Source organism: Paenibacillus amylolyticus (assembly GCF_003719335.1).
Taxonomy (GTDB): domain Bacteria; phylum Bacillota; class Bacilli; order Paenibacillales; family Paenibacillaceae; genus Paenibacillus; species Paenibacillus amylolyticus_D.
Genome location: NZ_RIAS01000015.1, coordinates 116,189 through 130,931, shown reverse-complemented (window position 1 = coordinate 130,931; position 14,743 = coordinate 116,189). Strand labels below are relative to the sequence as shown.

The window sequence follows — 14,743 nt, the reverse complement described above, 5'->3', positions numbered from 1 at the left end:
TCTCGGTGAGCGTAGTATGTTAGGCATGTAATACGGAATGTAGAGCGAAGTGTGGAATGAATAACAGGAAAGTGCTCCTTAACCTTTATACCCGTTCATGGGATCAAGCATAATCTGCTTATGCAAAAAAGAAGCAGCCGTGACGCAGACTCACATCACGGCTACTTCGTATATAAAGCTTCCACTTTTATCTCAAACCCGTCTTTTCTTTAATGAGGTACCTGAGCTTGAAAATCATCACGGCTGGATTGATCTGCATGATACCACACCACATCTCCATCTCTCATCGGCCATCTTATCCCCTGTTCATCCACTGGACTCCCGTTAAAACCTTCCAGTTTCCATTGATTCATTAATGGGGCATGCATATATTGCAGATGAGGCGCGAGTGTATTGCCATTTTGTAACGTTTCCAGATTAAAGTTCACTACGATGTATCCATCTTGCAGGGATACAGGAGTCTTGTCATCTAGCAAATTTTCTCGGGCCAGACGCTCCAAATTCGTGCCTTTGGGAACAGCATATACGTCCGCTGGCAGACTATATTCTCCGTACCAGCGCTGTATGGCGGCATTCGCCCGATCTATATCTACCCCGGAAGGAAGGTCTGTTTTGGGACCTATGAGTGTACGAATCTGTGAAGGGAGAATCATCCAATCATACCTGCCTGTCCAAGTTTGACGATGTGACGTCTGGGTCACGAACCGAACCATCGCCTGTTCCAGCGTATACAACTGTCTATCTTCTGGTGTCCATTCATGGGTGTACTCATAACGTGCTGTATCACCGAGTTCCATTCCAGGCACGTTTCGTAGCCTTGCATTCAGCACAACATAACGCTTTTCAACATCCTGTACAGATCCAATACGGATAAGCTGTTGCTGCCCCCGATGGTAGTACAACTCCACTTCCTGCCTTTCGCTTCCGTCTTTAGGGATATAAAAGAAGGTTGGTGTGATTCGGATACCATCCTGTTTGCCAAACATATTCCCTTTAGTCTTCACATCAAACTTAAAGTGATAGCCTGTCTTCACAGCAACATTGCGAAATCCCTGCATAGGGTGGCTGCCTGGGCGGATTGGCAAAACAAACGGAGCCAAGTTGCCCCTTGGATCTCCATCAATTTCGTTTGTTCCTGTCCAGTAGTTAACTCCCGTGGGCTCGGGACTTCCTGGTCGTTGACGAAACACCTTCTCCCAATGATAGTCCGCGACATCTGTGATTCGAAAATCATACAATCGCCCAATGACCTCCACAGCTACCGTATCCGCAGCGACATGATGTGCCAAGTCCGTATTCGCATCGGGTTGTTCTGTGAAATGCATGGGTGCATTCTCTGCAATGTTGCGGAACTCAATCTGATACGTGCCTTCATCAATCCAGACAGGAAGCACAAAGGCAGTATCCATTTGATTAACGGGAATATCTACCCAGGTTTTGGCTGGAATAAAGCTGCTTTTGCGATCCGTGTAAACATCGAACGGGAAACGCACCTGTTTACTGCGAAAATACTTCCCGTAATCGCGATTTCCGTAACCAGGATAACGTACTTCATCTAGATGTTGTCCTGACGTAGGGATACGAACCATAAACGGACGTTCCAGAATTAACGCCGCCCGCACAGGATCTGGTTTCGTTTTCTGATTATGGGGCTGATCATCCGAAACCCAAGCATAGTTGACCACTGGTGTATGTACCGTGACCGGATTGATTCCGGGAATTGAAAACCGCTGATTTTGTCCACCGTTTACGTTCTCAGGCAATAATCCGTAGAATATTTCACCCGTACTCGGCTGATCTGCTCTGTTCATCAGTGTGTTCTGGATGGTTAATCTATTCTGATATAACACATCATCCCCAATCATATGAGGCTGCGGAACCATGCCAGGTCTGGGGGCTTCCTTCTGGGCTGGGCTATTATTCATAATAGTCGCACCATTAAAAACCACTTTGTCATTGTTAACCGTATTCTCCTGAACCACCGCTTCTGCTTCTGCTTGAAAAAGTGAAGTTTCCATCGGCATAGGCGGTTCAGTGGCCCCCCCCTCGACAGTTTGGGTACCCAGATCAATCTCACGACATGGTGAGGGTTTGACATGGCTCTGCACAGCATTATCCGTGATGGATTGTAAGGTTGGAGGTATGTACGAATTCGGTGTCAGTGTAACCATACCTCCGTAACCACCAAGCGCATAGTTAGCCACTTTGGCTTCATTTAATTTGTAGACCTCCAGGTTATCAATCTGCCAGTAACTATATCCCCTTGTTACTCGCATCGATCGATCACCTGGCACATCACGTTCTTTGAGCTCTGGTTGTGTGCCTGGATCCCCCTCACCGCGAGAAGGACGTCCTGGTATTGTCCACGTTTTGTGGTACGTCTTCTTGACTTTAACATCATAGGTCACTGTGCCCGTCATGTTCACCCATCGGTGCTGGAACAAATACCCCTTGGCGAGAACATTTGCATAAAGATCTTCCGACGTTGGGATTCCACGCGTGACATCAAACTTCTCGGCACCACGAATGTCTGCTCTTAGCATCCCTTGAACCGAAGGGTCCATCACTTTAGCTTCAAGTACTGCGCCTCGACTTGGTGGACTGATGCTCACCGGACAGGCATTCGCAGGATCGTTACCTGGATCTTCACCGCCCGTGCCTCCTCCATCTTCGCCATTGGAGCAATCCTTGACCTCAAGCTCTTGTTCAGCCTGCTCATCTATACGCTGGGTGGTATCCAGGAAATGAGCTTTTATGATCGTAGTACCTACAATGCCCTTTGTTGTAATTTTACCATCGGCACCGATTGTCGCCACAGCAGCGTTCGAGCTGCTCCACGTCAATTTGGGATGTACCGTCAATTTATGAATACTTCGATCTGATTTGGTAAGAACCGCTTCCGCCTGCAGTGGTGTTATCGTAGATTTACAGGCATTCGGCAGGTTCACGACCAATCCCGGTTCGGACGTTACGGTAACGGTAGCTGTATCCGAAATAAGATATGTACCATTGTTCCAGATTGCACGTACCGTAACCGTCCCAGGGCTTTCTGCTTTTAACATACCTGTCTTTAGTTCAATGCTCGCCACCGCTTCGTCCGAAGAAAACCATTTAATCTCCGTCTCTCTGCCAGATACATCGACCCCCTCACTCCACGTTGTGGAGCCATAGCCTTTGGTCTTTACTTTGGCTACCATCTGTTTGGTTTGACCAATGGTGAGGTTAGTATCAGGTGTAACGTCAATTTCTTTTTCTTCTTCTAAATCACCTTCCCAAATGATGTCCATAGGGGTGAAGTAGGCAACATTATACTTCGGACATCCAGCAGTTGTTCTACCACCATTATCAAAAGGTTTTTGCTCCGTTGGTACATGATATCCTCCAGTGATTGTCCTGATAGCAACAATAGTTGATGTGAACGGAGGTCTAATATCACCTATACCAGTATATGAATTTTGATCTGCTCTTCCTTGATATTTAACATCATGAATACGTATGTTTTTAACTTTATTAGTATCAATTCTTATAGAATTGTAATCAGGCCAGTCTGTTGGTGGCCAATTACTAAAATCTACACTATCGGGAACCTCTGTAGCTGCAGGAAATGGATTTGAGCAACTTCCTGCATTATTTGCATAGGTTGGTCCTCCTGAATGATCAGCTCTAAATTTCCCACTATTCTCTTGGTACCAATACACTCCCGGATTTCCCACCGTAGGGGTAGCTAGTATGGTTACATACTGAGGGCTCTTCATTTTTTTAGGGCCATACTCACTTACAACAGCGTTTACTATGTTTGACGTCAATATTAACGCTGTGAGTTGTAAGGTCAACACTCCAAATAATATAGCTACACAAGAACATATTACTTTTCTCATTACAACCTACTCACCATCCTACTGAACTACCTTTGAATTCTAAATTCACCTATCTGATCTGTTTTCAGAGAATAAGACCACGATGTGTTTCTCAGAGTTGAAGTAACCCAAATTCTTTTTTTAATACCCTTCTTTAATAATTGTCCCGAGTCCATAGGTATTGTATTAATACCTTGTTTCTTAGCCACATCCAAATTGAGACGATTAAACTGTATTAGTGAATCAGATAACCCCCTATTGAATGTGATCAAATTAGAACTTTCTAAATTAGATTTGAAGGAAATATCTACAAAAGTCCTATACGAACCACTTGCATACTTTTCAGGCATAAAAAGCTTAGCATAAATTCCTTCTGGTTTACTTTGAGTCGCATCCACAACGATAAAACGATGAATTTGTAATACTCCAGACTTGTTACTAAGGCTAATATCAGCTTCTGATAGATCTGAAATCATGACAGAGCCAGATCCATACTTATAATTACTAATCGTCGTTAAATTCGTACCTGTCGTGCCTACTTCCCGCATCTCGTTCAGGTCGCTGTACTTGGAAGCATCTGTTCCCTCCACGTCCATGTAGCGAAGCAGAATAGCGGAAACCTCTGCCCGAGTTGTCGTATCTGCCGGTTTTAACGTACCGTCTTGAAATCCACCGACAATGCCTGTTCCGCGCACTAGGGCGAGGTACGGAATCTGCTCATCACGGATCGTTCCGCGATTTACTTCGGGTGTGGGCAGTAGAGTGTTTTTCGTATCATTAAAAGCATTCTGAAAACTGCTGTCCGACTTACGTAGTCCGTTCGCAATCCACTTCATCATTTCATATCGCGTCAGTTCCGTATTGGGTTTAAAACCGCTGGCATAATCACCAGCGTCAATAAAGCCCTGTCCCACCAACTGGCGGACAGCCATCTCAGACCAGTGTCCTTGAAGATCAGAGAAGGAAGCCTGTTCCTGCCCCCGAGCATTCTCGATTCTGGTCGCGCGAGCTAGTATTGCAGCATATTCCCCGCGAGTGATCTTACCGTTCGGACGGAATGTGCCATCCTGATAGCCGGAAATCAAATTTTTCTCATATGCTTTTGCAATCGTTGCCTGAGCCCAGTGTCCCTTGATATCGCTGAACCGACTCCCTACGCTGTCGTTCACTCCCGCAGCACTAACCACTGTCGTCCACTGCCCATATCCCATTCCAAAAGAAAGACATGTTCCTGCCATCATGGCTGCTGTCAACAGCCCCATCATATAAACAAATCCTTTTTTCTTCTTCCCTTGAACCACTTGCTTCTTTTTCAATCTGTTCACGCTCCTATGTACCTTAGTATGGGGATGCTTCATTTGGTCAAACGGCTAACTTGCTTATCAAACAAAACCAAAAACTAAATTTGGAAATATAATCAATATTCTACCATGTATAACTAGTATTTTGGTATCATTTTCATATTTCCCCATGATTCTAAGGTGATTATCCCTCCTCCCTAAGACCCACTTTTTATCCAACAAAAACAAAAAAGGCCATGAATCCGCAGATTCATAGCCTTATGCTTTAAGGTGTGGTCTCACTTATTAATTATGGAATTTTTACTCTTTTATAGAATAAACCCATTCCTTGCATGAAATCAACCTTTTTTTTATGGCAGTCTCATTTATTTCCCGTTAAGCTCTTTATACGAAGCTTCCAGTTCTGTGATCAGCTGGTCACCGCCTGCTTTTCTCCAGTTGGCAACCTCCTGTTCCCAGCCAGCATCATCGATCTTGCCCATAATGTACTTGGTCTGCGCATCCCAAATCATCTGATCCAGCTCCTGACCACGCTCTGTATAGATCACGGAGGAAAGCGTAAGTGCAGGATTAGCAATTGCATACTGTTCATTTTCACGAGCCATCTTCGCGCCTTTCATACCAATAGGAACATCGACCAGCTCAGGCACATTGTATCCTTCAACACTCAACAGGTTATCACGATACGGTTTGACCTCACGTTGATAAGCATCAAAGTCTTTCAGTTCCGTTTTACCGTCAGCCGTCTTGCTGTAGTGCACATCAAGCAATCCACGAAGTTGCAGCGTGCTGAGTTCCTCGTCCATTAGTTGATCCAGGAAGGTGAGTACCTTCTTGAGCTGCGCTTCATCCGTTACAGATGCTTTCGGGATGACAAGCATACCGTAGTTTCCAGGCTCACCCGCAATGCGAATGCCATCCGGCCCTTGAAACGGCGCTACATCAATGACACCATCCGGTGCGTTAGGTGTGAGCCGTTGCTGGGATGATTTCCCGTTCTGAGCGACACCGTTCAGTTTCATAGCAACGAGACCTGAATCCATTTTTTTGTCCGCATCGGAAGGGTCCAGTGCAGGGAAATCACTATTGATCAGACCTTCATTAAACAATCGCTTAAACAGCTTCATCGTATCCACATATTCAGGAGTCAGGAACTCTGGTGTTAATTTACCAGCATCGTCCACACCCCATTTGTTAACTCCACCAATACTTACAGCAATCCGGGTCAGCGGTGAAGATACACCCTCGTTATACTTTTTAAATAACAGCGCACCATACGTATCTTCCTTGCCATTACCGTCCGGGTCGTCCTTACGGATGGAACGCATGACCTTATACCAATCATCCAGATTTTTCGGGATATCCAGTTTCAGCTTATCAAACCAGTCTTTCCGATAAACGATTGCCGTTCGTCCGATATCCCGGAAATTCGGAACACCGTAGATTTTGCCTTCAATCTTGATGTTATTAAAATGAGCCTCCGATTGGGCGGACAAGTTTTTGTAATCCTTCAGATAAGGCCCGAGTTCCCAAAACAATCCTGTCTTTGCGGCATTAAAAGTTGTAGGTACATAATTGACACGCATAATCGTTGGCATCTCCCCTGATGCCACCATGACATTGACTTTGTCGTCGAACGCCGACTGCGGAATCCACTGCACGTTTACATCGGTATTCGTGTATTCCTCAATCTTCTTCTCGATTGCATTTTCCTTAGCGGGCACATCACCCACCTGCATCAATGAAATGGAAATGGGCATTTTGCCTTCCCCAGCGGCTGGAGCTTTTTCTCCCCCACATCCAGCCAGCAAACCGGCAGACATCGCACCAACAATAACGAAGCTTCCTACGCGAAACATTGGACTCTTTGAACGCTTTGGACTTTTTGGACTCATGAACCATCTCTCCTTTTGGATAAACCTATTGTTCAGCGGACTTGCCCTCATTCCTCAATCATATATAAGTTGGACTAAAGATTTTACACAGAACACTCCGATGACAGAATAACCTGGAGAGTAGCGGTTATCCCCAGATTTTTTTGATTCCCTTTTCCCAAGGGAAAAATCCGGTGATAAGCATATGCTTCCGATGTAGCTTTCTTGCAGAAAGCTTTTAGGCGAACGCTTCGCTTTCCAGGTTTTTTCTGTCCTCTCCGTTAGAGTGTAAATGAATAGTTCAACTTATATAGATGCCTTCAACCTCAGAATGTATGCGCTATCATAATGTTTTGGAGAAAAGAACCGGCATTATGCCAGTTCCATCTCGACCCCTGCCAAAATAAATGGAGCAACTGATTTCGGATCATTGATACGAATCGATTCAGTCACATAGTACTCGTAGGACCCGTCACGATAAGGAGTTCCTCCAAGTCCCGCTCCCCCGTTGCATTGTGTCAGGGAAAGCACACCCTCCTGGTCTGTTTGCAACAGATGCTGCAACAGGCCTTGATATCCTTTTTCCGCAATCGCTTTAAACTTCCCGCTCAAGTACCCTTTGCGCACACCCTTAGCAAGGGCATATACAAACATCGAGGTACCCGAAGCCTCCAGATAATTCCGCTCACGCCCTGGCTGATCGAGCAGATGCGGCCACAACCCTGTTTCCTGATCCTGTACATGGACAAGTGCATTCGCGAGTCGCTCGAAAATACCGATAATCTGTCCACGTTGCTCATGATCAATTGGTAGATAATCCAGCGTATCTACAACCGCCATCACATACCAGCCCACTGCACGGCTCCAGACATGTGGTGAACATCCCGTATCTCCGGAGCTCCAGCGCTGCTCTTTGCTCTCGTCCCAAGCGTGGTAGAGCAAGCCACTGCGTGGATCACGAGTTTGTGCCTCCACCAACAGCAATTGCAGAGCAGCCTTGTCGAACCACTTCTCTTCACCAGTCACGGCTCCATATTGAGTCAGATAAGGTGTCGCCATGTACAATCCATCCAGCCACATTTGGAACGGATAGATTTTCTTGTGCCAGAAACCGCCCCCACTTGTACGCGGTTGCCCTTTCAACTGCGTCATCAGCAGCTCCGAAGCTTTGCGATACTTTTCCTGACCCGTTTTCTCGAGCAGGAAAAATAGTGATTTCCCCTGGTTGATCTGATCCAGATTATATTCCTCAATCGTATAGGACCGAATCGATCCGTCTTCCTGAATGAAATGATCCATAAGTTCCTGAATATAATCGAAATATCTCTGTTCGCCTGTACGGGCATACAGTTCTTCCAGTGCTTTGAGCAGACACCCATTCTCATAATGCCAGATCGAATACAGCTCATGGTTACGATAACTCTCCATAAACTGGTCAGCCATGCGCATCGGTGTATGTTGTAACGTTTCCTTCATGATCAAACCTCCGGTTTCGCTCCTTATTGAGCCTGTTTTTTGTAATCTTCGGCATATTCCTCGCGGATTTTGGTGCCGCCTGCATTAGCCCAATTCTCAATTTCTTTTTCCCAGCCGCTCTGATCGATCTTGCCCATAATATATTTGGTTTGCGCATCGGCGATCATCTGATCCAGATCCGCTCCGCGGTCACCGTATGTCGGCGAATACAACGTCAATGCAGGGTTTGGTACCGCATGTTCTGCCAGTTCCTTTACCAAAGCCGTTCCTTTTTCGCCAAGCTCGTTGTCCTTCAGTTTAGGTACATTATAACCTTCAACATAAGGGAAATTATCACGATAAGGTTTCACTTCACGCTGGAAGGCATCAAAGTCACTCATTTCCACTTCGTTGTCTCCGACTTTGGTGTGATGTTTGCCTTCCAAACCACGCATAAGCAGCGTTGCCATCTCCGGATCCATCAATTTATCCAGGAATGACAGCAAACTTTTCAGTTCCTCTTCCGATTTTACCGTAGCTTTCGGGAAAGCCAGAATGCCCGAGTTTCCTGTCTGTCCAGCTACACGGTCACCATTTGGCCCCAGCAAACCGGCAATATCTACAACGCCGTCCGGATTGTTTTTCGACAGACGTTCCTGCTGGCTTTTACCATTCTGCGCCACACCTACACGCATGCCGACAACGCCGGAATCATACTTTTTCTCCGCTTCCGTTGAATCAAATACAGCGAAGTCCTGGTTTAACAATTTCTCTTCATACAAACGTTTCAGCAAATCCATCACTTGCATATATTCTGGTGTCATGAATTCTGGTGTAAAGCTGCCATCGCTCTCAACCTTCCATTTGTTCGGTGCGCCAAAGCTTACACCAAGGCGAGTCGTAAAAGAATACTGATCTTCGTTATACTTTTTGAACAACATCAATCCAAACGTATTCGACTGTCCATCGCCATCCGGATCGGAAGTGGACAACGTCTTGATCGTTTCATACCACTCTTCCGGTGTTGTTGGTACTTTCAGATTCAACTTGTCGAACCAATCCTTGCGGTAAATGACTGTTGCCCTTGCAATATCAGAGAATACGGGCACGCCGTAAATTTTGCCGTTAACCTTAATGTTGTCAAAGAAACGTCCATTTTGGGCAGAAAGGTTTTTGTACTCATTGAGTAAAGGTCCGACTTCCCAGAACACGTCATTCCGCATCGCATTGGTCACCGTTGGGTTATATTGCACCTTTACGATTTTCGGCATGTCGCTGGAGGCGATCATAACATTAATTTTGTCATTGTACGCAGATGCCGGAATCCACTGGATGTCCAGTTTGGTGTTGGTGTACTCTTCAATTTTTTTCTGTACCTCGTTGCCCTTGCTAGGGACATCACCCACCTGTGCAATAGCGATAGATACATTCTGCACGCCGCCTTCGGCAGCCTGACCTTCCTCTGATCCGCATCCCGCCAGTAAACCGGTCACCAGAGCCAGTGTACTCAGAACAGCTACGGCTTTCTTTTTTGTTGCCTTCATTCATGAAAACCTCCCTTTTTGATATACAGTCACAGCCTTAAAATCTTAAAATCTAACAACCTTATAACGTTCCAGTTCTCCACTCCCAATCATGGACTAATGTTCACAATTCAGTAATACGCTTCACACCACACGCTGCACTAATCAGCCTTTTACCGAACCGAGCATCACTCCCTTGGCAAAATGCTTTTGCAGGAATGGGTAGACCAACATAATCGGAATGGTAGAGAATACGATAACAGCCATGCGAATCGTAAGCGGCTGAATTTCGGTTTCTTCAATGCTCGTATCGCCAATTCGACTCTGTGCCAAAATGACAATCTCACGTAACCAGACTTGTACAGGCCACTTCTCACTGTCGTTGATATAGATGACGGCACTGAAGAAGCTGTTCCAGTGTGCCACGGCATAAAAGAGTGAAAAGGTAGCCATGGCTGGCATCGAGAGTGGCAGCACAATGCGGAATAAAACGCTGACATCGTTACAGCCATCGATTTTGGCCGCATCTTCCAGCTCATCTGGGATGGCTTGGAAGAAGTTTTTGAGTACGATCAGGTTGAACGCACTGATCGCCGTTGGCAACATCAAAGACCAGAGTGTATCGGTAAGATGCAGGGATTTAACGACGAAATACGTTGGAATCATACCGCCACTGAACAGCATCGTGAACAGTACACCCAGCAGGATCGGCTGGCGTCCACGCAAATACTTTCTGGATAGCGGGTAAGCCATAAGCGATGTAAACAGCAAGTTGATTAGCGTACCCACAACGGTAATATAGATCGATACACCGAGACTTCGAATCAATGTATCTGTAGAAAAAATGTAACGGTAGGCTGCCAAGGAGAACTCTTTGGGAAAAAGAATAAATCCGCCTTTAGCCACTTCATGCGGGCTGGTAAACGACACAGCCAAAATATAAATGAACGGGATTACGGTTACGATACCAATCAAAAGCAGCAAGCCATGATTCACAAAATCAAAGATCCGGTTGCCCCATGTTTTGTCCTGTTGCATCTAATGTTCACTCCTGTCTGATGAAGAGCGTCTGCCAATATTGCACTAATAGACGCCTTCCTCCCCGAATTTTTTGGCTAACGTGTTGGCACCAAGCACTAGCGCCAGTCCAACAACCGACTTAAACAATCCGACAGCAGCACTATAACTGTACTGTGCTTGGGTAAGCCCCTTCGTGTATACGTAGGTGTCAAATACCTCGCCCACGTCACGGTTAGTAGGTGTCAGCATCAGGAAGATTTGTTCAAAGCCTGTATCTAGGAAGTGACCCAGACGCAAAATGAGCAAAATAATGATGGTACTCCGAATCGCCGGCAACGTTATGTGCCAGGTCTGACGCCAGCGGTTAGCACCATCAATCCGAGCAGCCTCATACAGCTGTGTATCTACACCAGAGAGTGCTGCCAGGAAGATAATTGTGCCCCAGCCTACTTCTTTCCAAATGGATTGTCCTACAATCATCGTACGGAACCATCCCGGTTCAAGCAGAAAGGCAATTTTTTGTCCCGTCAGGTTGTAGAGCAGTTCATTGATTGCACCGCCTTCAGTCGTGAACAGCATGTAGAACACACCAACCACAACAACCCAGGAAACAAAGTGTGGAACGTAAACCAATGTCTGTACGAAGCGTTTAAAACGCTCCCGCCGAACCTCATTCATCATAAGCGCAAGTAAAATTGGTAATGGAAAAAAGAAAACCAGATTATAAATCGCAAGTAAAAACGTGTTTCTAAATAAGGTCCAGAACTGCGGTTCTCCAAAAAAACGCTGGAAGTGTTTGAATCCTACCCAGTCACTCCCCAAAATGCCTTTGTACGGCGTGTAATCCTGAAAAGCCATCGTAATCCCATACATCGGTATGTATTTGAAGATAACAAAGTAAAGTACTCCCGGAATCAGCATAATGTACAGCCACCGGTTTTTGATGACGTCCCTCCAGAGCAGGTTTTTGTCACTGCGGGTAGCGGGCCGTGTTCGAGCAGCCGTTTCGGCTTTCATAGTGTCTTCCTCCCCACGTTGGAAACGATTACAAAAGATCACTTCCTGAATTCATGTCTCCATTGTGGCGGATAATCGAATCACTGGCTATCATCTCGTTTTAGCCTTTTGTTTTCCCTTATGTATCAAGGGTTTTAACCTCTTAAGCATGGCTGGCTATACTCGAAATGAACTGCTTTCAACCTGTATGTTCCTGGTTTAACTATGGTTTATAAGCTACGAATGGACTTAAAAAAGAACGTTAAATTGAACGCCAAAAGCCTGCCTGCCGTGAGGGCAGAGCAGGCCTTGTTCTCTAGCGTTGCTGCTCCCTGTACTTGCCGGGAGTTGTTCCTGTTATTTTGCGGAATGTACGGATAAATGCCGTGGGGTTCGTATAATTTAATTTTTCGGCGATTTCCGATATTTTCAAATCTGTCGTCTGAAGCCACGTTTTGGCTTTTTCCATGCGGTACTCTGCAAGATACTCGGTAAAATTAACCCCCGCTTCCTTCTTGAAGACCCGGCTTAAATAGACCGGATGGAAGTTCAATTCCTCGGCGCAAGCCTCGAGCGATAAGTCCCGATCATACCGTTCCTCGATCAGTCGAATCATCCGGCGGGCAATATTCATATATTGTGACTCCTCTTGTTCCTTCCAGAAACGAATCACAGGCAAAAATAATCGCTTACGGAACCAACCGGTCATCTCGTCCAGTGTTGATAGTTTAAGCAAATATGCCATGGAAGCTTTCTCACCAAGTACTTCTGCCACATCTCCGCCCTGCTCTTGCACAAGTTGATATACTCGTGACAATAACTGCACCATGATGACTGGATATTCGCTGAAATGCAGCTTTTTATCCGCCAGCAATCCTAAATATTGTGTAAAATAGATATCCGTTTTTTCTTCGTCTCCCTGTTTGATCGCTGAAGCCAACTGATCTTCGATCATTCGTAACTGCGTATACAGCGCAGCTTCCATCTGACCTCTTGGTTGGATGTCCTCATAATGTAAAATAATTCGGCTACCCAAGCTGACTCTGCCTTGCAACGCTTCTTTGCTCTCTTGATAGGCTCTAGGCGTATCTCCAATGCGGGAGTATGTCCGGCTAATGCCTATGCTTACCGGCAGGTTCAGATAAGTTACGATTCGTTCACGAATCCAATCCGCTTGTGTATGCATCCATTCCTTAAGCTGCACTTCATCATTCAGTTCAGAAGCAAGTACAGTAACTTGCGCATCATCCAGCATGACCGGTGTGAACCGAATCTCGGAAGGCAGTAACTCACCTACCATATTATTGACTGCAAACAGCAATAGATCCCGATCCTGCTCCTCATACCTTGTGCCTTCGAGGGTATCAATCTGAAGCATCAGCACGCCCAGATGTGACCATCCGGTGGGGAAATCATACAATTCGCCCTGATATCTGAAATCTTCTTCCGATATTTTGCCTGTCAGCAGTTTGGTCATAAAAAACTCCTGAAGATGCACATGCTGCCCCTTCATCTGCTCACGCATCGTTTTCTCAGAACTAAACAGTGTAGACAAGCGTTCCTCAATATAAATAAATTCATCCTGACGACGTCCTGCAGGAGGAAGCGGAGAATCCAGCCCTTTTGTAAATTGCAGCAGTCTAGAGATTGGCGAGTACATGCGCCGGCTACCATAGATGGCCACAAGCCCGGTCACCAATAACATAATTAACGTCGCCACCCCGGTCACCACTGCAATCTTTTGCGACTGAGCTGTAATCTGTCCGAGCGATACGACCGACACGTATAACCAGCCATTTAGAGGTGACTGCCTGTAGCTGACGGCTACAGGTTTACCTTCTACTTCGGCACTGAAAAATCCTTGGGGTTCCCCCGTCGTCTGAACCTTTTCCTGAATATCTTTGTTCAGCACATCGTATTTATTTGCATAATTCGTATCATTCAAAAAATACCTCTGATCCTTGTCCAGAACATACAGATCACCTGAATTCGGATTCCGGCTCAAAAAGCTGCTCAGCTCCGCATCCGCAATATCAATGACAAGAAATCCTTTTGGTTTCACGTTTGTGGGCACCATCGGAATTTTAAAAACCATGCTGACTACATTATCCGAAGAGATCAAGGTAGGTGCCTGTTCCGTTAAGGCCTCACCCATGCCTGCTGATACAGGGACACTCTCTTTCGATGAACTTTTGTTTTGAGTCACCCAGAATAAACTATTGGTGTATGTAAGATAGGTTCCGATTCGATCTTTAATGCTGAAATCACCCAGTTTACCAAAAGAACGCATCGATACGACCCAGTCCTGTTCCAGATTTACGAGGTAAGCCTGATCAATACTTGTAACCACCTGCAGATTGTTAAAACCGGATGTCAAATCACGAATTTCTTGAAATTCGCTGCTATTCAGCGGTTGCTTCATTGCACGCAGCACCAATGGTGAATTGACGTACTGGATTGAGGACAGTTGTAAACTGCGTAATACTTGTTCCACTCGCATCTGAGTCTGATGTAGTATCTGAAGATTGCTCTCGCGCACTTTCTGTTCGATATCACGCGAAGCAATCGTATACGAGACGGAACCAATCACTATGACCGGCAAAGCCCCAAGAATCATCGTAAAGCAGAGCAGACGCAGTAGATATTTAGGCAAGAAGAGCATCTCCCTTTTATAAAATCGCTTACATTGGTTTAAATTACTATTGTTATTTTAAAAC

At 45.7% G+C, this 14,743-nt stretch carries 8 protein-coding genes; all 8 read right to left on the bottom strand.

Annotated features, from left to right (window positions below; translation table 11 throughout):
• Positions 1-209: 209 nt before the first annotated feature.
• The 8 genes from EC604_RS23000 to EC604_RS22965 all read right to left on the bottom strand — a co-directional run bounded on the left by EC604_RS23000 (position 210) and on the right by EC604_RS22965 (position 14,679).
• Positions 210-3,878 carry a DUF5704 domain-containing protein gene (locus tag EC604_RS23000; RefSeq protein WP_123066364.1) on the bottom strand — a complete coding sequence of 1,223 codons (3,669 nt, stop codon included), beginning with the start codon at positions 3,876-3,878 and terminating at the stop codon, positions 210-212.
• A gap of 26 nt (positions 3,879-3,904) precedes the next feature.
• Positions 3,905-5,173, bottom strand: a complete 1,269-nt coding sequence (locus tag EC604_RS22995; protein WP_240037117.1) for an S-layer homology domain-containing protein — start codon at positions 5,171-5,173, stop codon at positions 3,905-3,907.
• Between the two features lie 350 nt (positions 5,174-5,523).
• Positions 5,524-7,053: an extracellular solute-binding protein gene (locus EC604_RS22990; RefSeq protein WP_240037116.1), complete on the bottom strand. Its 1,530-nt coding sequence runs from the start codon at positions 7,051-7,053 to the stop codon at positions 5,524-5,526.
• A 351-nt stretch (positions 7,054-7,404) separates the two neighbouring features.
• Entirely contained in the window at positions 7,405-8,508 is a 1,104-nt protein-coding gene (locus EC604_RS22985; RefSeq protein ID WP_123066362.1) for a glycoside hydrolase family 88/105 protein, read from the bottom strand.
• Between the two features lie 23 nt (positions 8,509-8,531).
• Positions 8,532-10,031, bottom strand: a complete 1,500-nt coding sequence (locus tag EC604_RS22980) for an extracellular solute-binding protein (RefSeq protein ID WP_123066361.1) — start codon at positions 10,029-10,031, stop codon at positions 8,532-8,534.
• 144 nt (positions 10,032-10,175) lie between these two features.
• A complete protein-coding gene (locus EC604_RS22975) occupies positions 10,176-11,048 on the bottom strand; it encodes a carbohydrate ABC transporter permease (protein ID WP_123066360.1) in 873 nt (290 codons plus the stop codon).
• 45 nt (positions 11,049-11,093) lie between these two features.
• Positions 11,094-12,047 carry an ABC transporter permease gene (locus tag EC604_RS22970; RefSeq protein ID WP_123066359.1) on the bottom strand — a complete coding sequence of 318 codons (954 nt, stop codon included), beginning with the start codon at positions 12,045-12,047 and terminating at the stop codon, positions 11,094-11,096.
• 295 nt (positions 12,048-12,342) lie between these two features.
• Positions 12,343-14,679: a helix-turn-helix domain-containing protein gene (locus EC604_RS22965; protein ID WP_161557017.1), complete on the bottom strand. Its 2,337-nt coding sequence runs from the start codon at positions 14,677-14,679 to the stop codon at positions 12,343-12,345.
• Positions 14,680-14,743: the final 64 nt, after the last annotated feature.